We start from the raw sequence: 21654 nt of genomic DNA, 5'->3' as shown, positions 1-21654 counted from the left end.
TCAGTGCCGGGCACTCACCGTCAATTCCGGCTTCTGGCTGATGGTCTGGAACACCACGCAATAGCGTTCGGTCAGCTTCAGCAGTGAATCAATGCGCTCCTGCGGTTCATCCGTGCCGAGAGCGAAATTGAGCCGGATGGCACGAAAACCGACCGGTGCATCCTTGGCGACACCAAGGGTGCCGCGAAAATCGAGATCGCCTTCGGCTTCCACCGTTGCGGCGCCGAGCTTGAACTCGAGCGCCGTCGCCACTGCCTTCAACGTCACCCCGGCGCAAGCCACGAGTGCTTCCAAGAGCATGTCGCCGGAGCAGAGCTCGAGGCCTGAGCCGCCGGTTGCCGGATGCAGACCAGCGACAGCGATCGCCCTGCCCGTCTCCACCTTGCAGGCCACCGACTGGTCGTCGATAGAGCCCTTCGCTCTCAGCGTGATCAGCGCCTGCGAGGCATCCTCGCGATAGGCCTGCTTCAGCGGCGCCTGCATCGCCTTAAGTTCGGTGGCGTCCATTTCGTTGCCTCTTTCGTCTGTTTGCTTAGCGTCGTGATCGAGACAGTTCCGGCAGATCTGCAGAATAGGATTTCTGCCACAACCCGAAGCTATGGTTGTCGCGTTCGGTCGGTTTGAGGGAGCTCGGCATTGGTTGGGAAATGTCTGATGCACGCGCTGGCGATGGGGTTTGGCGCCCTGGTGGTCTTTGCCCCGACCGACCAAGCGGCCTCATTCGTCCTCATGTCCTGTTCACCCGGCCAGTTTGCAGGAAAGCCGGCAGAGCCAAATGGCTTGACGGTCGCCTGTGGTGGCAGTTTCAACCTGTGCGGCTACGTTGACCAGTCAAAAAATCAGGTCATCCCATGGCGGTTCGAAGTCGCACTGCCTTTTTCCGACGGATTCGCCGGCGTCAGAATCAACGGAAAGTTTGGCTTCATCGACCGTGCGGGCAAGCTCGTGGTTCCCGCCAAATTCGACGTGGTTGCGGGCTTCACAAAAGGCCTTGCCGAGGTCGTGCTTGATGGCAAGGCGGGCGTCATAGATCGCTCGGGCAACTTCGTCGTCGAACCCAACTATGCGCGCGCGATGCCGTTCGGAGAAGATACGGTTCTTGTCAGCGAAGGTGCCTGGCAGGCGGCTGGTTTCAATGGCTGCGAAAGCCTGAGGGACGCTAAACGGACTTTGCAGCTCGACTTTGTCAAAAACCCCTCGCCGCAATATCGCCTCTGGCACGTTCGGACCCGATCCCTGAGTTCGGAAATCTACAGACTTCGATACTTCGACGACCCGGACCATCTGTTGCTTTGGGCCAGCACCGAAGACAACAATTTGGGCGAGTTCGGGCTCCTGCGATCGGATGGAACCTGGCAAATCACTCCCCGATATGAGGACGTGTCCCCACTCACCGATGGGTTCGCCACCGTGTGCAATATAAAGCCGACCCCGTCCGATCCGTCGAAGCGGAAGGTATGCGGCGCGGTAGACTCCAAAGGAGATCTCGTCGTGCCGATCAAGTTCGATGGCACCTTCTATTGGCGAAATGGCCTCAAGCTGGTTCGAAACGATGACAAAAAGGGAATCGTCGACATAAGCGGCCAACTCCTTGGCAGCCGTTATTTCGACGACGCCAGATTGGCTGAGAAAGGCGATGTCAGTATAGTTCGCATCGGCGATCAATGGGTTGGGCTCGACCGGCGCGGCCAGATTGTCGCGAACCCGGAAGACGGAGAAATCCTTTCCCAATGCCCTTCCGGCATCAAGGTGGAAAAACGGTCAGGCAAGTTTCGCTTCGTCGATGCGAATGGCAAGCCCACCGAATCCTATCTGTTTGAGCAGGCTTTTCTCAAGCTGGACTGCGACCGGCCAACCCCGGTTACCCTCAACGGCCAGTGGGGATTTGTCGACACAGGCGGCCATTTGCTGATGTCGAAGCCAAGCTTTGACAACGTCTACAATTTTCAGGACGGATATGCCGCTGTCGAGGAAGGTGGAAAGTGGGGCGTGATCGATGCCAAGGGCAGATACTCGGCAGCTCCGCAGTTTGACAATCTCCGGCCCGATGATGATGGCGTTTTCGTAATTGACGTCGATGGTCGGAAGTCATGGGTCAATGCTCAGGGACAGCAGGTACCCGAACCGACCCGCAAGAAGGATCGAGCAGCGGTACTTGCCTGCGGCGAGGATGGCGGTCACTTCTTCAGCACCGACACCACCGGCCAAACATTGTGGGGACTTGCCGCAGCCGACGGGACCGTTTTCGTTCCGCCAAAATATCGGGCGCTGCGGTGCTACGCGAACGGTCTTGCCTGGGTCGCTGACGACATGCGTCGGATGTGGTGCCAGATCGATACCCAAGGCGTCATCCGCAATCCGGCTGAATGCAGCCCAAATTTCAACGGCAGAATCATCTTTGACGCCAGTTTTGAGAAATTTTCCGATGATCGATACGAGAGCAGCGTGCTTTGGGAGCGCGCGCTTCTCGACTATGGCCGCGGGGTTCGCAAGGCACCGCCCAAGATTGTTGGCTCAGGGTTCTAAGTGACTTGTCAGCCGCTGCTGCAAGACCATGGCGGATGCGTCAGGCCGGCTCGCACTCATAAGGACGGTCGCGGTGGCCCCTGCGCCAATGCAAGCTCAGGGCTGGCGTAGCGCGGTGTCGGCTTTCACCCGTATAGCTGGGAGCCGAGGCATGATTTCGCAGAGTCCTCAAGCCATCCCTGTCGCTTCCCGCACCTTTGGTCCGCGCCTATGGCCGATGTCGCCATTCTCGAAACACGCGAAAGGGTTCTCGCTGGCATCCTGCTGACCGGTGCCGCCTATCTCTTGTTTTCGACGCAGGACGCCTCGATCAAGCTGCTGGTCACGGGAATGACGGTCTGGCAGATCATGTTCTACCGCAGCATCACCATTCTTGGCGCCTGCGCGGCAATTGGCGGGCGGCAGCTGTTTGCCGACACGGTGCGCTCGCCGATCGTGCGGCCCATGCTGGTGCGCAGCGCCTTCACCCTTGCCGCCTGGCTCTGTTACTATAACGCCGCGCGCAGCCTGCAGCTCGCCGAGCTGACCACCGTCTACTACGCAGCGCCGATCATCGTCACCGTGTTTTCGGTGTTCCTGCTCGGCGAAAAGGTGCCGATGTTGCGCTGGCTGGCGGTTTTGATCGGTTTTGCCGGCGTCTTCGTCGCTTGCGACCCGACCCATCTCGGCCTGTCCGTGCCGGTGCTGCTGGTGCTTGCGGCCGCCCTCTTGTGGGCCATTGCCATCGTGCTCCTGCGCAAGACAGCGCTTGCCGAACGCTCGATGATCCAGCTTCTCCTCAATAACTTCTATTTCCTGCTGTTTTCGGCGGTGCCGGCGCTGTGGCATACGCCTGGTCTGGCCCAGTTGCTGCTTCTTGCCAGCGTCGGCGCGCTTGGCGGCCTGGCGCAATACCTCCTCTTCGAAGGCATGAAGCGTACGCCGACATCGATCCTCGCGCCTCTCGAATACAGCTCGCTGTTGTGGGCGTTCGCGCTCGGCTTCGCGATCTGGGGCGACGTGCCGCGCCGCGAAGTGTTCCTGGGTGCCGCCCTGATCATCGCCGCCGGGCTGCTGATTGTCGGCGGCGAGCATTTCCGCAAGCGGCTGTGATGCGGATGGCGCTCACTGCTGACCCTACGATGTCAGCACCGGACGGGGTAGGTTGCCGGCATGACTGACGTCGCAGCCGCCACAACCGAAACCACCGAACGCACGCTTGGCATCATATTGGTGTCGTCATCGGCGGCGGTGTTCGGCCTGACCGGTGTCTTGACCAAGTCGATCCATGCCGATCCGCTGACCATCACCTGTTGGCGCGGCTTTGTCGGCTCGATCCTGATCAGCCTCTATGTGCTGTGGCGCCGCCATCGCTCGGGCAACCGCGGCACGCTGCGGCTTGGCTGGCGGGGCTGGCTGCTGGCGGTGGAAGGCGCGCTGGCGAGCATCGCCTTCATCTCGGCGTTCAAATTCACCTACGTCGCCAATGTCGCGGTCATCTACGCCACGTCGCCCTTCATTGCCGCCCTGCTGGCCTGGGTGCTGGTGCGCGAGCCTTTCCGCCTGCAGACGATGCTCGCGGCGGCCGTGTCGCTGTGCGGCGTAGGCATCATGGTCTGGTCGGGCTTCGGCACCGGCCATCTGTTCGGCGACGGGCTGGCGCTGCTGATGACGGCCGGCAGCGCGCTCTACATGATCATGGTGCGCGCCTTCCGCGACACGCCGGTGGTGTGGGCCGGCGCGGTTTCAGCCTTCCTGCTGTTCATTCTCGGCTGGTTCATCACCGATCCCCTGGCGGTGTCGGCAAGGGATGCCGTTCTGCTCGTCACCTTCGGCGCGTCCTTCGCATTGTCGTCGATCCTGTGGACGGAAGGGGCGCGGCTTATTCCGGCGCCTGAATCCGGCCTGCTCGGCTCGGCGGAAGTGCCGTTCGCGATCCTGTTTGCCTTCCTTTTCCTGGCCGAGATACCGCCTGTCGCCAGCATGGTCGGCGGCGCCATTGTGCTCTGCGCGGTGCTCGCCCATGCCGGCCGCGACTGGCTGGCAGCCCGCTCGAAGCAGGCAGCGTGAAATATTTCTTAATAAAGTGACGCGGTCACGGAACCATCATCGGACTCAGACATTATTGGTGTGACGGGCCACCCCCCGAGTCCCCCCAAACCCCTCGGCCCGTCCTACTCCCAAGCCGACCGCAAGGTCGGCTTTTTCTTTCTAAATAGGCCCGACCGCAAGGTCGGCTTTTTCTTTGCCAAGGAGCCCGACCGCAGGTCGGGGTTTCTTGCGATAGGCTGGCGCCAAATCAGCCGGGCGGCTGGGACAGGGCCAGGTTGCCGCTGAGCAGCGCCGCCAGATCGCCCGCGGAAGCATCGGCACCGGCACGCAGCCGGATCGCGAATTCGGCCATCGGAACCGGCGGCAGGCCCAACTCGCGCGGCGCTTCGACAATGCCGAAATGGGCAAAGCGCGGGGTTCGCAAGGTCAGCGCAACGCCGGCATTCACCGCGGTGCGCAGTCCGGCCAGGCTGGCGCTGCCGGCGGCGATGCGGTAGCGGCGGCCGGCAGCATCGAGCGCCGCCAGTGCGGCCTCGCGGAACCCGCAATAGGGATCGAGCAGCGCCAGTGGCAATTCTTCCTGCCGCGAGGCCAGCCCTTTCCCTGAACACAGCCACATCATCGGCTCACGCAGGACGCCGACCTCGTCCGGCGCGGCCGCCTGGCGCATGACAATCGCCAGATCGAGGCTGCCGGCCTGCAGTGCCTGCGCCAGTTCGGCGGAGCGGCCAACCCGCAATTCGATCCTGACGCGCGGATGGCTGGTGGCGAAGGCACGCAAAAGCTCCGGCAGGCCGCTGTCGGCGAAATCCTGTGTCGTGCCGATGGCGACACGCCCTGCAGCCCGCGCGCCCTTCAGCGCCAGCCACGCCTCACGGTGCGCGGCAAGAATGCGCCTGGCGTGGCCGACGAGGTCCTCGCCGGCCGGCGTCAGGCCGCGCCCCCTGCCTTGCGGCGCCAGAAGCGGCTCGCCGACGATCTCCTCCAGCCGCTGCATCTGGGCGGTCACGGCCGAAGGCGAACGGCCAACGCTGATGGCCGCCCGCGCCAGCGAACCGCTGTCGACAAAAGCGAGGAAGGTTTTGAGCAGATCCGGATCGAGCGCTTCCATAGTTCGATAATATCGAATCTTTATTTCAAAACAATTCGATTTTTTTGACTAAATGACAGTGACATAATCTCTCCAACGGCGGTCAGATGCCGCCAGAAACCAAGGAGATGAAAAATGCCCATCATCAATGTCAGCGTCACCGGCAAGCCAGATGCCGCTTTGTCCGCCAGTATCGCCAGGGAAATAACCGAGATCACCGCCACGCAATTGCGCAAGGATCCGACGATCACCGCCGTTGCCGTATCCTATATCGATCCGCAGCACTGGTTCGCCGGCGGCAAATCCTTGGCCGAGCATGGCACCAACACGTTCTGGCTGGATATCAAGGTGGTCGACGGCACCAACACCAAACTCGAGCTGGAAGCCTATCTCAAGGCTCTCTTCGATGCCTTCGGTCGCCTGCTGGGCGGCGTGCACGAGGAAAGCTATGCCTTCGTGCATGAAGTGCCGGCAGCCGCCTATGGCTATGGCGGCAAGACGCAGGAGTTCCGCTTCATCAGCGGGCGGTTGAAGGCGGCGTAGGGGTCGTTCCTTCTCCCTCCGGAGGGAGAAGGAACACCGTCTCTTCCCACATTGACCTAGCGCCCACTTGCGCTAGGCTCTGCGCCGACGCGGCCGCGTAAGAGCCGCGATGACAAAGATCGTTGGGAGAGAAGCGGCATGATCCTGACACTGGCGCTGCTTGCGGGTCTCGTTCTGGCCTGGCTGCTGATCGGCGTGGTGGAAAAATTCCGCCTCGGCCTGCGTTTCAGCCAGGCGATGCTCTACGTGCCTTTCAAGCTCGCCTACCGGATCAGCGACAACCGCATCAGGATCGCGCGCAAGGCGCAGGCTCCTGTCATCTACGTCATCTCGCACCAGTCGCGCTTCGAACCGGCGTTGATGCTGTCGCTGCTGCCGGATGACACGCTGCACATTCTGGACGAGGTCTCGGCGCGCTCGCCGTGGCTAGAACCCTGGCGTGAGGTTGGCCGCACGATCGCCTTCAATGCCGAACATCTTTTCGTCAGCCGCCGGCTGGTGCGTGTGCTGAAGGGCAAGGGCCGGCTCGCCGTCTATCTGCCGGATGCGGTCGAGCCTGACGTCAAGACGTTTCGGCTGTTTCGCGCCGTCACTCGCATTGCCATGCAGGCCGACGCCCGCATCGTGCCGATCTTTGTCGCCGGTGCACGGAGCCTGCCGGTTTCCCTGACTCCGGCGGCCAAGGCCCCGCGGCACTGGTTTCCGCAGCTCGCGATGAGCGTGCTGGAGCCGATGACCATCGCCGAACTGGTGGCGCGCAATCCGGACCAGGCCTCGAACACCAATGCGCTGTTCGACCGCGTCGCAGAGGCCCGGCTTTTCGGCAACGACCTCGACCGCGGCCTGTTCCTGGCCATGCGCGATGCCGCGGCCAGGGTCGGCGCCTCGCATCCGATCATCGAGGACGTCATCTCGGGCGCGCTGAGCTACCGCAAGATGTTCATCGGCGCCCGCGTGCTGGGCAGGCGCTTCGAGGCGGTGACGGCGCCAGGCGAGGCGGTGGGAATAATGCTGCCCAACGCCAATGGCGTCGTGCTGTCATTCGTCGGTCTTCTCTCGGCGGGCCGGGTGGCGGCGATGATCAACTACACCGCCGGGCCGGCGAGCGTCACCGCCGCCGTGCGCACGGCCGTCATCCGCACCGTCATCTCCTCGCGCGCCTTCGTCGAGAAGGCCGATCTTGCCGATATCGTCGCTGCGGTCGAGAAGGGCGGCGCCAGGCTGCTGTGGCTGGAAGATGTTCGGGCCAGCGTCACCGCGCTGGACAAGCTTGCCGCCGCCTTGCTGTGGCGCTTGCCGCTGCAGAGGCAGGATGCGGCCAAGCCGGGCGTCATCCTGTTCACCTCGGGCTCGGAAGGTACGCCGAAGGCGGTTGTCCTGTCGCAGAAGAACCTTCTCGCCAATGCCATGCAGGCCGAGGCGCGCATCACCATCTCGCCGGCCGATATTCTGCTCAACGTGCTGCCGGTGTTCCATTCCTTCGGCCTGACGGGCGGCACCATCCTGCCGCTGGTCACCGGCGTAAAACTGTTCCTCTACCCCTCGCCGCTCCACTACAAGATCATCCCCGAGATCGCCCGCAAGGTGAAGCCAACGATCATGTTCGGCACCGACACCTTCCTCGCCAACTATGCGCGCACCGCCAAGGATGGCGACTTCTCCAGCCTGCGCTTCGTCGTCGCCGGCGCCGAGGCGGTGAAGCCGGAAACCCGCCGCGTCTATCGCGAGCGCTTCCAGGCCGAGATCATCGAAGGTTTCGGGCTGACCGAGGCGGCACCCGTGGTCGCGGTCAACACCGCCATCCACGGCCGCGATGGTACAGTCGGCCGTCTGTTGCCGGCCATGCGCATGAAGCTGGAGCCGGTCGAGGGCATCTCGGATGCCGGCCAGTTGTGGCTCGACGGACCCAATCTGATGATGGGCTACATGACCTCGGACCGCCCCGGCGAGCTACAGCCGCTGAGCGGCTGGCATGACACCGGCGACATCGTCGCCGTCGACCGCGAAGGCTTCATCACCATTCGCGGCCGCGCCAAGCGCTTCGCCAAGATCGCCGGCGAGATGGTGTCACTGGGCGCGGTCGAGATGCTGGTGCAGTCGCTGTGGCCGGAAGAACGCCATGCGGCGGTGGCGGTGCCCGACAAGAGGCGCGGCGAGCGCATCGTGCTGGTCACCACCGCCGACGATGCCAATCCCGAAGAGCTGCGCCAGTTCGGCAAGAAAGCCGGGGCCGCCGAACTCATGGTGCCCAACGACATCGTCAAGGTGGAGGAAATCCCGGTGCTGGGCTCCGGCAAGACCGATTATGTCTCGACCAGAAAGCTGGCGATCGACAGGCTGGGGCGGGGCATTGCGGCCTGAGTCAGATCAAGGACTTCGGCGAACCTTCTAACCTATGTCCGAAGGCGGCACCTTCTCGCCTTCGAGCTTGGCGCGCTTGGAATAGGCGCGCACGGAAAACGGCAGGAAGATCAGATAACCCGCGACCGATGCGGTCAGCGTGTACCAGGGATAGGTCATCAGCAAGAGGATGTAGAGCACGACGGCCAGAATGACCGGCAGCACCCTGTCGCCAGGGATCTTGATGCTCTTGCCGGAATAGACCGGCAGCCGGCTGACCAGCAGGAAGGCGACAAGGATGGTGAAGCCGGTGGCGACGAAGGCGGCCGGCCGGCTTGGCTCCAGCCCGAGCCTCAGGAAAAACAGATAGAGCGGGAGCATCACCAGCACCGCGCCCGCCGGCGCCGGCACGCCGACGAAATATTCCGACTGCCACAGCGGACGCTCGGCCTTCTCGTCGTCGAGCACGTTGAAGCGGGCGAGCCTGAGCCCGCAGGCGATGGCGAACAGAAGGGCGGCGATCCACCCGGGCGAGCCGGCGCGGTCGAGCAGAAAGGCATAAAGCACCAAGGCCGGCGCGACTCCGAAATTGACGATGTCGGCGAGCGAATCCATCTGCGCGCCGAATTTGGAGGTCGCCTTCAGCATCCGCGCCAGGCGGCCGTCGATGCCATCGAGAAAGGCGGCCAGCAGCACCATCACAACCGCCGTCTCGAAGCGGTCCTCGAAGGCAAAGCGGATGCCGGACAGGCCGGCGCAGATGGCCAGAACGGTGACCAGATTGGGCAGCACCATGCGCATCGGGATCTCGCGGATGCGCGGACCGCCGCTGGCATGGGCCTCGAACTTCTTGAACGGCGCGCCCAAGGCTCAGGAAATCCTGACCAGCGGGGTGCCGGCGACGCCGCCGAATTCGGCGAGCACGGTTTCACCGCCGACGGCCGTCTGGCCAACGGCGACGCGTGGCGTCGCGGTCAAAGGCAGGAACACGTCGACACGCGAGCCGAAGCGGATCAGGCCGAAACGCTCGCCAGTGCCGATCGAGCCGCCGGCCTCGGCCCAGCAGACGATGCGGCGCGCCACCAGGCCGGCGATCTGGACGGCCGCCACCGTGCCGTTGGGGCTTTCGATGACCAGGCCGTTGCGTTCGTTCTCGGTGCTGGCCTTGTCGAGTTCGGCGTTGAGGAATTTTCCCGGCCGATGCTCGATCTTGGCGATGCGGCCGCGCACGGGCGAGCGGTTCACATGGCAGGAAAAGACGTTCATGAACACCGAGATGCGGGTCATCTCGACATTGCCGAGGCCAAGCTCGCGCGGCGGCACGGCCGGCCCTACAGCCGAGATAATGCCATCGGCGGGGCTCACGACCAAGCGGTCATCGACCGGCGTGACGCGTTCGGGATCGCGGAAGAAATAGACGCACCAGGCGGTCAGGATCAGGCCGATCCAGAACAGGACCGAGGAGAAATAGCCAAGGAAAAGTGTGCCCGCGCCAAAGGCCGCGATGAAGGGATAGCCCTCGCGATGGATCGGTACGAACGCGTTCTTGACCGTATCGACAAGGCTCATCGGGCTGGGCCGGGCTCCGTTTCAGGTCGGGCCTCAATAGCTGAAAGCCCCCTTCGCCGCAACGCAACAATCGGCGACGCCGCATTCGTTGCGGCTGGCGGGCCTGACGATGGGCTACAGTACCTGCAAAATGCTGGCGGCGCGGTCAACACCCGCCGGCGCCGATACCGATGACAACGAACAAGCCACCGTGATGCGGTGCCAGCGCCCTATCGGCAACTTTTCCTAAACGAAATAACAAAGCGGCTGTCGGAAAGAAGCCCCCTCGCCCGTCCTTGGTGAGACATCCAAGGCTTTCAGCCATGATGACGCGCAACAAGGAGTTCCGTAATGCGGATACAATCGGTCACCCCGGCGCGTCTCGTTAGTGCTGGCCTCGCCTTCGGGGAATCGCCGCGCTGGCATGACGGACGCCTGTGGTTCTGCAACTGGGGCACCGGCGAGATCATAGCGATCGATGCCGACGGCAATCGCGAAATCATGCTCACTGTGCCGGCCGTCCTGCCCTATTCCATCGACTGGCTGCCGGATGGGCGGCTGCTGGTCGTCTCAGGCCGGGAAGGCTTGCTGCTGCGACAGGAGGTCGATGGCAGGCTCGTCACCCATGCCGATCTGCGCGGCCTGTCGAAAAGCCCGTGGAACGAGATCGTCGTCGATGGGCGCGGCAACATCTATGTCAATGGCGGCGGGCCGGCGCCGGCTGCCGGTGAGTATTTCGGCCCGGGCACCATCGTGCTGATCATGCCGGACGGCGCGGTCCGGCAAGTGGCTGACAACATCGCCTTTGCCAACGGCATGGCGGTGACGCCGGACAACAAGACGCTGATCCTTGCCGAATCCCATGGCAACCGGCTGACCGCCTTCGATATCGCCGCCGACGGCAGCCTGTCCAACCGGCGCGTGTGGGCCGACCTCGACGGCTATCCCGACGGCATCTGCCTCGATGCCGAAGGCGCGGTCTGGTACGCGGATGTTCCCAACAAGCGCTGCGTACGGGTGCGCGAAGGCGGCGAGGTGCTGCAGATCGTCACCGTCGATCGCGGCTGCTTTGCCTGCATGCTGGGCGGCGCGGACAGGAGGACGCTGTTCATCGTCGCCGCCGAGTGGCGCGGCTTCGAGCACATGGTCAGCGACGCCCGCACCGGCCAGGTGCTGAGCGTTGAAGCGCCGGCACCCGGTATTGGCTGGCCGTAAGCCTAGAGCAGTTCACGTTGCTCTATGCCTCGGGAATCCGCTGATAGTTGGCGATGTCGGCCCGCACGCCGAGGCGCGCGATCGTCTCCTGCGGACTGAAGGCGATACGCTCATGCGCGGCCTTGACGATCGGAACGACCTTGTCGACGGCCGCCTGGCTTTCCCATTCGACGATCGTCACCAGGTTGAATTCGCCTGGCCCCGAAAATTGCTCGAGCAGGAAATCCTGCACGAACCCCTGCTGCTGGCGCAGCAATTCATGCGTCGTCTTGACCTTGACGAGGATCTCCTCGCGGGCGGCGGCCGGGACGACGAACTTGTCCACCCTGAACACGCTGCCGCCGTTAACGTTCTGATTTATGCCGTTCATTTCGATTGTTCCGTTCCTGGATAATGGCGTTTTCGGGCTCCACGAACGGCGTACAATCTCAACCTAAGTCGAGGTCAAGCGGAAAAATCAATTGACCTCCGACGTCCGCCGGCGAACGACAACACCGAGCTCGTCGCCCTCGCGGGCAAGGCGCAGGCGCTCCTCGGCTTCGGTCGCCTCGCGCTGGCGGTCCCACATCGAGGCATAGAGGCCGTGCTTGCGCATCAGCTCGACATGGGTGCCGCGTTCGGCGATCTGGCCGTCCTTGAGCACGATGATCTCATCGGCGGAAATCACCGTCGACAGGCGGTGGGCAATGACAATGGTGGTGCGGCCCTTGCTGACAAGATCGAGCGCGGCCTGGATCTCCTGCTCGGTGTGGCTGTCCAACGCCGAAGTCGCTTCGTCGAGCATCAGGATCGGCGGCGCCTTCAGGATGGTGCGGGCGATCGCCACGCGCTGCTTTTCGCCGCCGGAAAGCTTCAGCCCGCGTTCGCCGACCATCGATTTGTAGCCGTCTGGCAGCTTTTCGATGAACGGCCCGATCTGGGCGAGTTCGGCGGCCTTGCGCACTTCCTCCTCGCTCGCGCCGACGCGGCCGTAGCGGATGTTGTAGGCGATGGTGTCGTTGAACAGCACCGTGTCCTGCGGCACCATGCCGAGCACCGCGCGCAGGCTGTCCTGGGTGACATCCCGGATGTCCTGGCCGTCGATCAGCACCTGGCCGGCCTGCACGTCGTAGAAACGGAACAGCAGTCGCGAGATGGTCGACTTGCCGGCGCCCGAAGGCCCGACAATGGCGACCGTCTTGCCGGCCGGCACCTCGAAGGAAACACCCTTCAGGATCTTGCGGTTCGGATCATAGGAAAAATGCACGTCGCGGAACTCGACCTTGCCCGCGCCGACGGTGAGCGGCTTGGCGTCCGGCTTGTCGACGATCTCCTGCGGCACGTCGAGCAGGTCGAACATGTGCTCGATATCGGTAAGGCCCTGGCGAATTTCACGGTAGATGAAGCCGATGAAGTTGAGCGGCACGGAAAGCTGCACCAGCATGGCGTTGATGAAGACGAAATCGCCGACGGTTTGCGTATGGGCCTGCACCTCCAGCGCCGACATGCACATGACGACGACCGTGCCGAGGCCGAAGATGACGCCCTGGCCAAAATTCAGCCAGCCGAGCGAGGTCCAGGTCTTGGTGGCGGCGACCTCGTAGCGCGCCATCGAACGGTCGAAGCGGTCGGCTTCCATGCGCTCATTGGTGAAGTACTTGACCGTCTCGAAATTGAGCAGAGAGTCGATCGCCTTGGTGTTGGCGTCGGTGTCGCTGTCATTCATGTCGCGGCGAATCGAGATGCGCCAGTCGCTGGCCTTGACCGTGAACCAGACGTAGAGCCAGACGGTGATTGCCACGACGGCCACATATTTCCAGCCATAGGTGAAACCGAATATGCCTGCGGTCAGCGCGAATTCGAGGATGGTCGGCGCGGTGTTGAGCATGATGAAGCGCACGATCGTCTCGATGCCCTTGGTGCCGCGCTCGATGATGCGCGACAGACCGCCGGTGCGGCGCTCCAGATGGAAGCGAAGCGACAGCTGGTGCATGTGAACGAAGGTGCGGAACGCAAGCTGGCGCACCGCATGCTGGCCGACGCGGGCAAACAGCGCGTCGCGCAACTGGTTGAAGCCAAGCTGAACCAGCCTCAGCACATTGTAGGCGACGACCAGCATCACCGGGGCAAGCATGAAAGATGGCAGCGGCGGCGGCGTCTTGAAGCCGCCCGCCAGCGCATCGGTTGCCCATTTAAAGAAATAGGGACCGGCGACCAGCGTTAGCTTGGCGACGACCAGCAGCAGCGTCGCCCAAGTCACGCGCGCCCTGAGATCGGCGCGCTCGGCTGGCCACATATAGGGCCACAAATTGCGCAATGTCGTCAGCGTTGAGGTGTCGGCGGAGACGGTTTTTTCGACCACTTTTCTTGCCTTTTGGGTGAGAGGGTCAGCGGCCGGAGCAGCAGGAATTGACGAGGGCGTTCAACGATGCCGATACATCGGCAAGGGCTGCGCGATCAACGGCATAGCGCGAGCGCTGACGGTCGGACTCGAAGCGGACCAGACCGGCCTCGACCAGAATTTTCAGATGCTGGGACACGGTGGACTGCGCCAGATCGAAACGGTCGACGACCTCGCGGCAGCAGCAGGAATTGCTGGCCGAGAGATGTTTCAGTATCTCGATCCGGGCCGGATGCGACAACGCCGAAAATCGCGCCGCGACGGCGTGGCTATCCGAGCCGCGGTTGGGTAGAGCGCCGGCAGCGCGGTCTGTTTCAAGGGCGGATTCGGTCATCGTTCATCGGCGATAAACGATGGACGGCACCGCCGCAAGCTACTCTTCCGGGCAGATCGGACGGCAGCTAATGCTCCGGGATTTCTCGATCCCTGGAATGGCGGCAATCTGTTCAACCAGAAACTCAACCAGCAAGCGGACCCTTGCGACGCCTGCGCGCTCCGGGACGATCAACATGTTCAACGGAACGGACGGCAGCGAATAATCCGCCAGTATCGTCTCGAGCAAGCCCGCAGCCAGAAGATCGTCCACAAGCCATCGATGCGCCGGCGCGATCCCCCGAGCGGCGATCATGGCCTGCCGCGCGGCAAGTCCATGATCGATCCGCAGCCGCCCGGCGAAAGGCACCGTGTGGCGTTCGCCGCCGGCGCCTTGCAAAACAAGCGTTTCGCTGCCCGCCACGTTCGACATCCGGATGCCCTCATGGCGGGACAGATCCGAAGGGACGGTCGGTCTTCCCCGCGCCGCCAGATAGTCAGGAGAGGCCACGAGCAGACGCCGCGACTGGCCGAGGGTCCTCAGCTTCAACGAACTGTCCGTGAGCGGCCCCAGCCGAAGTGCGATATCGACACCCTCGCGGACGAGGTCCACCCGTTCATCGGTGAGGCTGAGGTCCACTCCAATGTCGGGATGACGGTCCTGAAAAGCGAAGATCAGGCGGCTGACGTGCAAGACACCGAAAGCCGCCGTACAGCTTATCCGGATCGTGCCGGCGGGCGCGCCGCGCGTGCCCCGGGCCTCATCGCTGGCCTGTTCGACGAGGCGCAGGATCTGAACGCTATTGGCATAATAGCGGCTGCCTTCGGCGGTCATCGTGACCCGCCGGGTCGTTCGGCTGAGCAAAGGCACGCCGACCGCTTCTTCGAGCTCCCGAACGTGCCGCGTGATCGTTGACTGCCCGACACCAAGCTCCGGCGCGACGGCCGACAGGCTGCCACGCTCGGCGACGCGAACGAAGCTGCGCATGCGCTCGAATGTAATGTCTGATTTATCCATTATTCGGCACAATGTTATGCATTACCTGCATATAGTGGATCGTATCACCGTTGGCTACGTTTGCGTCAGTTTCCTCAATACCGGATCTGACCCATGAAAGTTCTGCTTGTCTTCGCCCATCCTGAATCACGCTCGCTGAGCGGCGCCCTTCGTGATGTCGCTATCAGGGAACTCGAGGCTCAAGGGCATGAGGTTCGCGTATCGGACCTGTACGCCGAAGGCTGGAAATCCGAAATCGATCGCGCCGACTTCCCGTCGCTGGAACCCGATGCGCGGCTCATCCCGGTCGTGGCTTCCAAGAAGGGTTTCGAGGCCAACACGCTAACCGCAGATGTAAAGGCGGAGATCGAGAAGCTGCTGTGGGCCGACACCTTGATCCTGCAGTTCCCGCTCTGGTGGTTCGCCATGCCGGCAATCCTCAAGGGTTGGGTCGACCGTGTGTTCGCCTATGGATTCGCCTATGGCGTTGGTGAGCATAGCGATCGGCGCTGGGGCGATCGCTATGGCGAGGGCACCCTTGTCGGGAAACGCGCCATGTTGATCGTGACCGCAGGAGGCTGGGAGGAGCACTACACGCCACGCGGGATCAACGGCCCCATCGACGATCTGCTGTTCCCGATCAATCACGGGATCCTCTACTACCCCGGATACGACGTACTTCCGCCGTTCGTCGTCTACCAGGTCGATCGTCTCGACGAGACCGGCTTCGAACCCGTGGCTGAACGGCTGCGTGAGAGGATGCGGACGCTGGCGACGACGGCGCCCATCCCATACCGTCGGCAAAATGGCGGAGATTATCTCATTCCGAGCATGAATCTCCGCCCTGAACTGGGCGATCCCGGGGCAAACGGTTTCGCGCTTCACTCCAACCAAGCAGGCGATGTCAGCTGATCGATGCGGGCTCCTACTGCTTCTTAGTCGGCGCCGTCGTCGCCTGCTCGCCCATTGCCTTGAGGTCGGCGGCTTCGCCTTCCTTGGACTTTTCCGGGACCTTGAACACCTGGCCGGGCCAGATGTGGTCGGGATCCCTGATCTGGTCCTGGTTGGCGAGATAGATGGTGGAATAGCGCACGCCGTGGCCGTAGACGCGTCGCGAAATCCGCCACAGCGTGTCGTTGCGGCGGATAATCACGGCGCCGTCGGCATGTTCGAGCTTGGGCGCTACGGCCTCCGGCACGTCGCTTGGCGGCGTGGTGGCAGCGACAACGGCCGGAGCCTCCGCAGCGGGCGCTGCCGGTGCGGCAGGTGCTTCGGCGGCTGCCGGTGCGGCTGGCTTGGTCTCAGCTGGCTTGGCATCCGCCGGCTTGGTCCCGGCAGGCGCCACGGCGGCAACCGCTTCGCCCGGCTCGCGCTCGAACGGCACCGCGGCGCGGGCCACGACCTTTACGCCGTCGGCATCGAGGCCGTCGACATGGATGGTGTAGCTGCCGACTGGAATGTCGCGCGTCGCTTCGATGAGGAAATGACCGTCCGGCGATGTCAGCGCGTCACCGAGCAGGATGTCGTTGGCATAGGCGCGCACCTTGCGGCCCGGATCGGCGAGACCGGCGACGAAGATCTTGTTGCCGTCGATCTCGACCGCCTCGACGACGATCTTGGGTCCGGCCACGGCGGCGGGCGGTGTCGCCGGCGCGGCGGGCGCCGGAGCGGCAGTTGCGGGCGCTTGAGCGGCCGGAGCTGGCGCCGGTGCAGCCGGAGCGGCAGCCTGGTCGCCGGTGGCAGGTGCTGCCGGTTTGGTCTCGGGCGCGGGAACCGTCAGCAGTTCGGCCGGCTTGCCCGGCTCCTCGACCATGGCCAGCACCTGGCCGGCGGCATTCTTGGGAACCGAAACGACAGCGGTCTGCACCGAGACGGTTACGACCGTGCCGACGGTCGAATGCAGGGTAATCGTATAGTCGCCAGGCTTCAGCGGATCGTCGAGCACGATGACAAAGGCGCCATCGGGACCCGCCATAGTCGAGCCAAGCACCGTCGTGCCGCTCAGGATCTCGACCTTTGAATTGGGCGCTGCATTGCCGGCAATGACGATCGAGCCATTGCCCTCGACGCGCACGACATCGAAAGTCGGCGCGGTCGGGCCGGCCGCTGCGGGTGCGGCCGGTGCAGGCGCTGCCGGAGCTGTAGCCTCTGTCGCGGGCGCGGCTGGAGCAGTCGCCTGAGGCGCCGCGGCGGGAGCGGCCGGCACAGCCGGCGCCGGCAGTCGCCCTTCCGTGCCGGTATCAGCCGGTTTCGGCGCCTCGGGCGGCGTCGAGGCCGCGACCTTCGCCGGCGGCGTTGGATGAAGATACGGGTCGAGTGCGCCCGATATGTAGGCAGTTCCCGCGGCCGCGACGGTCCCACCCGCCGCGAACAGGAACGCCTTCAATGGATTAATTGCCATATTTCCCTACCCCTTAGCCACCTAATGCCGGTCTAGCGTGTTTTGCCAATGCCGACAAGAAAAACGGGCAGTCAAGAAAAAGCTCAGCTTGTCAACCCTTAGGGCTTGACCACGCTTTCAGACCCAATCACCAATCATCAGCATGAACACGATTCGATCCGTCTGCGTCTATTGCGGCTCGTCTCCGGGCCGCAATGAAATCTATGCCAAGGCCGGGCACCTGCTTGGACGCTCGATTGCCAAAGCGGGCCTGCGGCTGATCTATGGCGGCGGCACCAAAGGCATTATGGGCGCCGTCGCAGAAGGCGCGCTCAAGGCCGGCGGCAAGGTGACCGGCATCATTCCCCGCTTCCTGATCAACAGAGAAGCAACCGAAACCGCGCTCGACCGGCTCGACGAGTTGCTGGTCACCGACAACATGCACGAGCGCAAGCATAAGATGTTCGAGAAATCCGACGCCTTTGTGGCGCTGCCTGGCGGCATCGGCACAGTCGAGGAAATCGTCGAGATCATGACCTGGGCGCAACTCGGCCATCACCGCAAGCCGATCGTCTTCGCCAATATCAACGGATTCTGGGACCCGATGACGGCGTTGCTTGATCACATGACGGCAGAGGGCTTCATCCACACCGCGCAACGGGTCAAGCCGCTGGTCGTCAACGATCCGGAGGCCATCGTCGCCGCCATCATGGTGGCAGGCTCCTCCGTCGACGCCCCGACCGAGGGTGTGCAGTCGGTGATAGACAAGATGTAGGGAATAGGCAGTGGGGAATAGGGCCTGCCTACTGCCTACTGCCTACTGCCTACTGCCTACTGCCTACTGCCTACTGCCCACTGCCTACTGCCTACTGCCTTCCGCAAATCCCCAATCACCGGGCGCTCATCCTGCCGGCGCCAGGCGAGGTAAATCGCCACGCTGCGCTTGAACCAGGGAAGGTCGCGGAAGACTATTCCCGGCGGCGCGGCGCTTCGCAGGCTTTCCTGCACCGTCGCCAGGCCCAGTCCGGCGCTGACCAGGCCGAGCGAGGTCAAGGGATCGGCGGTCTCATAGGCGATGTCGGGCACGAAGCCGGCCTCGATGCAAGCGGCCAGGAACTGGCCGCGGTTGGTGTCGGCGGGCTGGCGCACCACCGTGATCCACGGGCGTCCGTCGAGATGATGCGGGCCGATGTCGGCGACATCCGTAAGCGCATCGCCCTCGGGTATCGCCAGCACCATCGGCTCGCGGCGGACCTGCATCGAGGCAATTTCAGGATAGTCGGCCGGCGGCGGTGAATAGACCAGGCCGAGATCGAGCGTGCGCTGGCGCAGCCCTTCCAGTTGCGCGGCAGAGCGCAGGCTCATCAGGCTGAGATGCAATTGCGGCCGCTCGCGGCGGAATTGCCTGAGCATATCGGCGACCAGCCTGGCATGCACTGCGCCCTCGACATAGCCGATGGCGAGACGGCCGACCGCGCCGCTGGCAAGGCTGCGGCCGAACTCCTCCACGCGCCGCGCATTGGCAATCAGAGCGCGGGCCTCGGCGAGGAAGGCTCGGCCCTCGGCGTTGAGATGAACCCGCTGCTTTGCCCGTTCGAACAGAGTGACGCCCAGTTGCTCCTCGAGCTGCATGATCCGCCGGCTGAGTGGCGATTGCGAGATGTGCAGGATCTCGGCGGCGCGACCGACATTGCCGGTTTCGGCGACGGTGATGAAGTAGCGGAGCTGGCGCAGGTCGAACACTTTTTCTCCGACGATTTAGTCCTTTCAGGTCTGAACTCTATCCTAATCAGTCTTGGACAGTCTGACCAGCCGCAGGGATAGTCGGCCACCAACCAAAGGAGACCCACATGCAGTTCTTCGCCCTTCTCACCCGCAACACCGCAAAGTTCAGTGACGCTGACTTTGCACCGCTTCTGCCCGGCGAAGCCGAACAGCGCCGCACGCTCTACGCCGAAGGTGCCGTGCGCCAGGTCTGGAACCGTGGCGACATCCCCGGCAGCGGCATGATGTTCGAGGCGGCCGACGACACCGAAGTGCGCGGCTACCTCGCCACCTTGCCGCTGATCAAGGCCGGCATGATGGACGTCACCGCGATCGTGCCCCTCAACCCCTATCCCGGGTTTGGGCCGAAGCGCTGAGTTACCCCCAATCGCAATGCGGTGGCGGTGAAGGTGCCGCCACCGCGCTTCCCTGCTCGACACACTGTGATCGACTGTCAAGAAACTGTCACACGAAACCGGCTTCCCGCATGCTAAGACCTTGCAGTGAGCCGGTTGCGCGGTTCGTTGCTTGGACCATCTGGAGAAGCGACAGTGAACATCGCCCTCCCCGCCGAAGGCACCGACCTTTCGCCCTATTTGCCCGATGAGCACGGGCTGTTCTTCATCTACCATTTCACCGCTGAAGGCGTGCGCACCAAGGATCCCGCGCACGCCCACTGGACCTGGCGCAGCTACCAGATCACCGACCTCCACGCGCGCCAGGAGATCGGCGCCGAGCAGGCCCTGCCGGCCCCGGCGCGTGACGCATTCCTCGCCCCCAGCCATGGCTGCCACATCGATTATGAGGATGGTTGGCTCTATGGCGATCTGCCGGACCTCAAGCACGATTTCTCGGAGGCGCGCGGGCTCGTCCATTTCCGCTTCGCTTTCAACGACACGATGCTGATCGGCGCCCGCAAACAGCCGCTGGAGTCGGTCGACGCCATCCGCAAGGCGGTGGAGAATGGATCGCGGAAATTCCGCTCGCCGTCGGACCTGATCGAGGCGGTCATGGGCCAGTCGCTCGATGGCATGTCGGGTGAACTCGGCAAGCTTGGCGATGCGCTTGACGGCATAGAGGACCGCGTCGTGCGCGATGCATGGCACAATGAACGCCAGGCGCTGGTCGAGGCGCGCCGGCAACTGGTGGTGATTCACCGGCAGATGGCGACGCTCACCAACCTGTTCCGGCATCTCGACCATTCGCATCGCGACGAGCTGCCTGATCTGATCAATGATATGGCGGCCAGACTCTCGCACCGGGCACTCACCCTCTATAATGACGGCGAGCAGTTGCAGGCACGCACGAGGTTGTTGCAGGACGAGCTGATGGCGAAACTGACCATGCAGTCGAACCAGCTTCTCTACGTTCTCTCCGTCATGACGGCGGTGCTGTTGCCGATGACCATCATCTCGGGCCTGTTCGGCATGAATGTCGGCGGTTTGCCCCTGGTCGACACGCCGATGGGTTTCTGGGTGGTGACCGCGGTCTCGCTGCTGATCGCCGGCGTGACCTATCTCTTCGTCAGGCGGCTCGGACAGATGTAGCCGCCGCCCGTCGCGCGGTGATCAGCATCGACCAGGAATACATCGCCAGCGCCGTCCAGATCAGGGCAAAGGCTATGGCTTGTGCCGTGCCGAACGGCTCGTCGAAGATCAGAACCGCGATCAGGAAAACCATGGTCGGCGCGATGTACTGCATGATGCCGATGGTGGAGAGGCGCAAAAGCTTGGCGCCGAACGCGAACAAAAGCAGCGGCACCGACGTGACCGGACCGCAGCCGATCAGCAGCGCCGTGTCGGTGCCGGTGCTCGACACGATGTGGTCCTGTCCGGTCGCGATCAGGTAGACGATATAGCTAAGAGCCGGCACGGACAGCAAAAGCACTTCGAGCAGAAAGCCCTGGCTTGGCCCGATCGGCAGCGTCTTGCGGAAGAAGCCGTAGGCGGCGAAGGAAAACGCCAGCGCCAGCGACACCCAGGGCAGCTTGCCGCCCTCGATTGTCAGCACCGTGACGGCAACCGTCGCCAACGCGACCGCCGCGATCTGCAACCGGTCGAGCTTTTCGCCCAGCAGCACGGCTCCGACCACGACCACCACCAGCGGGTTGATGTAATAGCCAAGCGCGGTCTCGACGGTGCGATCGACGGCGATCGCCCAGACATAGATGCCCCAGTTGACCGAGATCAGCGCCGCCGTCAGCGCCGCCATGGCGATGGTGCGAGGCGAACGAATGGCCGCCTTGAAGTCCGCCGTGCGGCCGGCCCAGACCAGGACCGCCGCGGCGATCGGCACGGACCAGACGATGCGGTGGGCGATCACCTCGGCAAGAGGCAGATGCGCCACCGCTTTCATGTAGAAAGGCAGCACACCCCACAAGAGATAGGCGCCCAGCGCCAGCAGGAAGCCGCGACGGGCCTTTGACTCTGCGTCCAGGGCAATTGCTTCAGTGACCATGGCCCAACCCTATGGCCCAGTAACCTTGGCAAGACCATCACAAAGTTCTGATGGATCAATGGACTTCCGCT

At 63.4% G+C, this 21654-nt stretch carries 21 protein-coding genes; 10 read left to right on the top strand and 11 right to left on the bottom strand.

Features of this window, described 5'->3' with window-relative positions; translation table 11 throughout:
* Positions 1-507 carry an OsmC family protein gene (locus AB4Z43_RS24280; RefSeq protein ID WP_027046675.1) on the bottom strand — a complete coding sequence of 169 codons (507 nt, stop codon included), beginning with the start codon at positions 505-507 and terminating at the stop codon, positions 1-3.
* Between the two features lie 147 nt (positions 508-654).
* On the opposite strand from AB4Z43_RS24280, the gene AB4Z43_RS24275 reads away from it, so the two are divergent.
* The 3 genes from AB4Z43_RS24275 to AB4Z43_RS24265 all read left to right on the top strand — a co-directional run bounded on the left by AB4Z43_RS24275 (position 655) and on the right by AB4Z43_RS24265 (position 4575).
* Positions 655-2526, top strand: a complete 1872-nt coding sequence (locus tag AB4Z43_RS24275; RefSeq protein ID WP_081296147.1) for a WG repeat-containing protein — start codon at positions 655-657, stop codon at positions 2524-2526.
* 210 nt (positions 2527-2736) lie between these two features.
* Entirely contained in the window at positions 2737-3618 is an 882-nt protein-coding gene (locus tag AB4Z43_RS24270) for a DMT family transporter (protein ID WP_441939143.1), read from the top strand.
* Positions 3619-3678: 60 nt separating this feature from the next.
* Positions 3679-4575: a DMT family transporter gene (locus tag AB4Z43_RS24265; RefSeq protein WP_038645697.1), complete on the top strand. Its 897-nt coding sequence runs from the start codon at positions 3679-3681 to the stop codon at positions 4573-4575.
* A 229-nt stretch (positions 4576-4804) separates the two neighbouring features.
* On the opposite strand, the gene AB4Z43_RS24260 is transcribed toward AB4Z43_RS24265, so the two are convergent.
* Positions 4805-5668 (bottom strand): LysR substrate-binding domain-containing protein, encoded by an 864-nt coding sequence (locus tag AB4Z43_RS24260; protein ID WP_038645696.1) that lies wholly within the window; start codon positions 5666-5668, stop codon positions 4805-4807.
* Positions 5669-5782: 114 nt separating this feature from the next.
* Here AB4Z43_RS24260 and AB4Z43_RS24255 point away from each other — a divergent pair, with 114 nt between their 5' ends.
* Positions 5783-6190, top strand: a complete 408-nt coding sequence (locus tag AB4Z43_RS24255) for a tautomerase family protein (protein ID WP_038645694.1) — start codon at positions 5783-5785, stop codon at positions 6188-6190.
* Between the two features lie 138 nt (positions 6191-6328).
* Entirely contained in the window at positions 6329-8551 is a 2223-nt protein-coding gene (locus tag AB4Z43_RS24250) for an AMP-binding protein (RefSeq protein WP_441939140.1), read from the top strand.
* A 27-nt stretch (positions 8552-8578) separates the two neighbouring features.
* Here the strand turns inward: AB4Z43_RS24250 and AB4Z43_RS24245 are convergent, their stop codons facing one another.
* On the bottom strand, positions 8579-9397 hold the full coding sequence (locus tag AB4Z43_RS24245) for a CDP-alcohol phosphatidyltransferase family protein (protein WP_032929550.1): 819 nt from the start codon (positions 9395-9397) through the stop codon (positions 8579-8581).
* A 3-nt stretch (positions 9398-9400) separates the two neighbouring features.
* The gene (locus AB4Z43_RS24240; RefSeq protein ID WP_019857245.1) at positions 9401-10099 is read right to left on the bottom strand and encodes a phosphatidylserine decarboxylase; all 699 of its coding nucleotides are present in this window, start codon (positions 10097-10099) and stop codon (positions 9401-9403) included.
* Positions 10100-10429: 330 nt separating this feature from the next.
* On the opposite strand from AB4Z43_RS24240, the gene AB4Z43_RS24235 reads away from it, so the two are divergent.
* Positions 10430-11293, top strand: coding sequence for an SMP-30/gluconolactonase/LRE family protein (locus AB4Z43_RS24235; RefSeq protein WP_441939138.1), 864 nt, complete (start codon positions 10430-10432; stop codon positions 11291-11293).
* Positions 11294-11315: 22 nt separating this feature from the next.
* Here the strand turns inward: AB4Z43_RS24235 and AB4Z43_RS24230 are convergent, their stop codons facing one another.
* The 4 genes from AB4Z43_RS24230 to AB4Z43_RS24215 all read right to left on the bottom strand — a co-directional run bounded on the left by AB4Z43_RS24230 (position 11316) and on the right by AB4Z43_RS24215 (position 15003).
* A complete protein-coding gene (locus AB4Z43_RS24230; RefSeq protein ID WP_441939136.1) occupies positions 11316-11663 on the bottom strand; it encodes an antibiotic biosynthesis monooxygenase in 348 nt (115 codons plus the stop codon).
* A gap of 87 nt (positions 11664-11750) precedes the next feature.
* Positions 11751-13634 (bottom strand): ABCB family ABC transporter ATP-binding protein/permease, encoded by a 1884-nt coding sequence (locus tag AB4Z43_RS24225; protein WP_019857240.1) that lies wholly within the window; start codon positions 13632-13634, stop codon positions 11751-11753.
* A gap of 25 nt (positions 13635-13659) precedes the next feature.
* Positions 13660-14007: an ArsR/SmtB family transcription factor gene (locus AB4Z43_RS24220; protein WP_038645685.1), complete on the bottom strand. Its 348-nt coding sequence runs from the start codon at positions 14005-14007 to the stop codon at positions 13660-13662.
* A gap of 39 nt (positions 14008-14046) precedes the next feature.
* Complete coding sequence (locus tag AB4Z43_RS24215) at positions 14047-15003, bottom strand: LysR family transcriptional regulator (RefSeq protein ID WP_441939134.1); 957 nt, start codon at positions 15001-15003, stop codon at positions 14047-14049.
* A 93-nt stretch (positions 15004-15096) separates the two neighbouring features.
* Here AB4Z43_RS24215 and AB4Z43_RS24210 point away from each other — a divergent pair, with 93 nt between their 5' ends.
* A complete protein-coding gene (locus AB4Z43_RS24210) occupies positions 15097-15894 on the top strand; it encodes an NAD(P)H-dependent oxidoreductase (protein WP_038645681.1) in 798 nt (265 codons plus the stop codon).
* 13 nt (positions 15895-15907) lie between these two features.
* Here the strand turns inward: AB4Z43_RS24210 and AB4Z43_RS24205 are convergent, their stop codons facing one another.
* A complete protein-coding gene (locus tag AB4Z43_RS24205; RefSeq protein ID WP_064984996.1) occupies positions 15908-17383 on the bottom strand; it encodes a LysM peptidoglycan-binding domain-containing protein in 1476 nt (491 codons plus the stop codon).
* 142 nt (positions 17384-17525) lie between these two features.
* Here AB4Z43_RS24205 and AB4Z43_RS24200 point away from each other — a divergent pair, with 142 nt between their 5' ends.
* A complete protein-coding gene (locus AB4Z43_RS24200) occupies positions 17526-18137 on the top strand; it encodes a TIGR00730 family Rossman fold protein (RefSeq protein ID WP_019857235.1) in 612 nt (203 codons plus the stop codon).
* 56 nt (positions 18138-18193) lie between these two features.
* Here AB4Z43_RS24200 and AB4Z43_RS24195 read toward each other — a convergent pair whose 3' ends face one another.
* Positions 18194-19105 (bottom strand): LysR substrate-binding domain-containing protein, encoded by a 912-nt coding sequence (locus tag AB4Z43_RS24195; RefSeq protein ID WP_441939131.1) that lies wholly within the window; start codon positions 19103-19105, stop codon positions 18194-18196.
* A 107-nt stretch (positions 19106-19212) separates the two neighbouring features.
* Here AB4Z43_RS24195 and AB4Z43_RS24190 point away from each other — a divergent pair, with 107 nt between their 5' ends.
* Positions 19213-19503 (top strand): muconolactone Delta-isomerase family protein, encoded by a 291-nt coding sequence (locus AB4Z43_RS24190; RefSeq protein WP_019857232.1) that lies wholly within the window; start codon positions 19213-19215, stop codon positions 19501-19503.
* Positions 19504-19677: 174 nt separating this feature from the next.
* Positions 19678-20673: a transporter gene (locus AB4Z43_RS24185; protein ID WP_441939129.1), complete on the top strand. Its 996-nt coding sequence runs from the start codon at positions 19678-19680 to the stop codon at positions 20671-20673.
* Here the strand turns inward: AB4Z43_RS24185 and rarD are convergent.
* Positions 20651-21583, bottom strand: coding sequence for an EamA family transporter RarD (rarD, locus tag AB4Z43_RS24180; protein ID WP_202360325.1), 933 nt, complete (start codon positions 21581-21583; stop codon positions 20651-20653). The genes AB4Z43_RS24185 and rarD overlap by 23 nt on opposite strands.
* Positions 21584-21654: the final 71 nt, after the last annotated feature.

The organism is Mesorhizobium sp. 2RAF45, from assembly GCF_052115225.1.
GTDB classification, from domain to species: Bacteria; Pseudomonadota; Alphaproteobacteria; order Rhizobiales; family Rhizobiaceae; genus Mesorhizobium; species Mesorhizobium jarvisii.
Note: the sequence above shows the minus strand (reverse complement) of the source record. Positions and strands in the feature narration are given on the sequence as shown.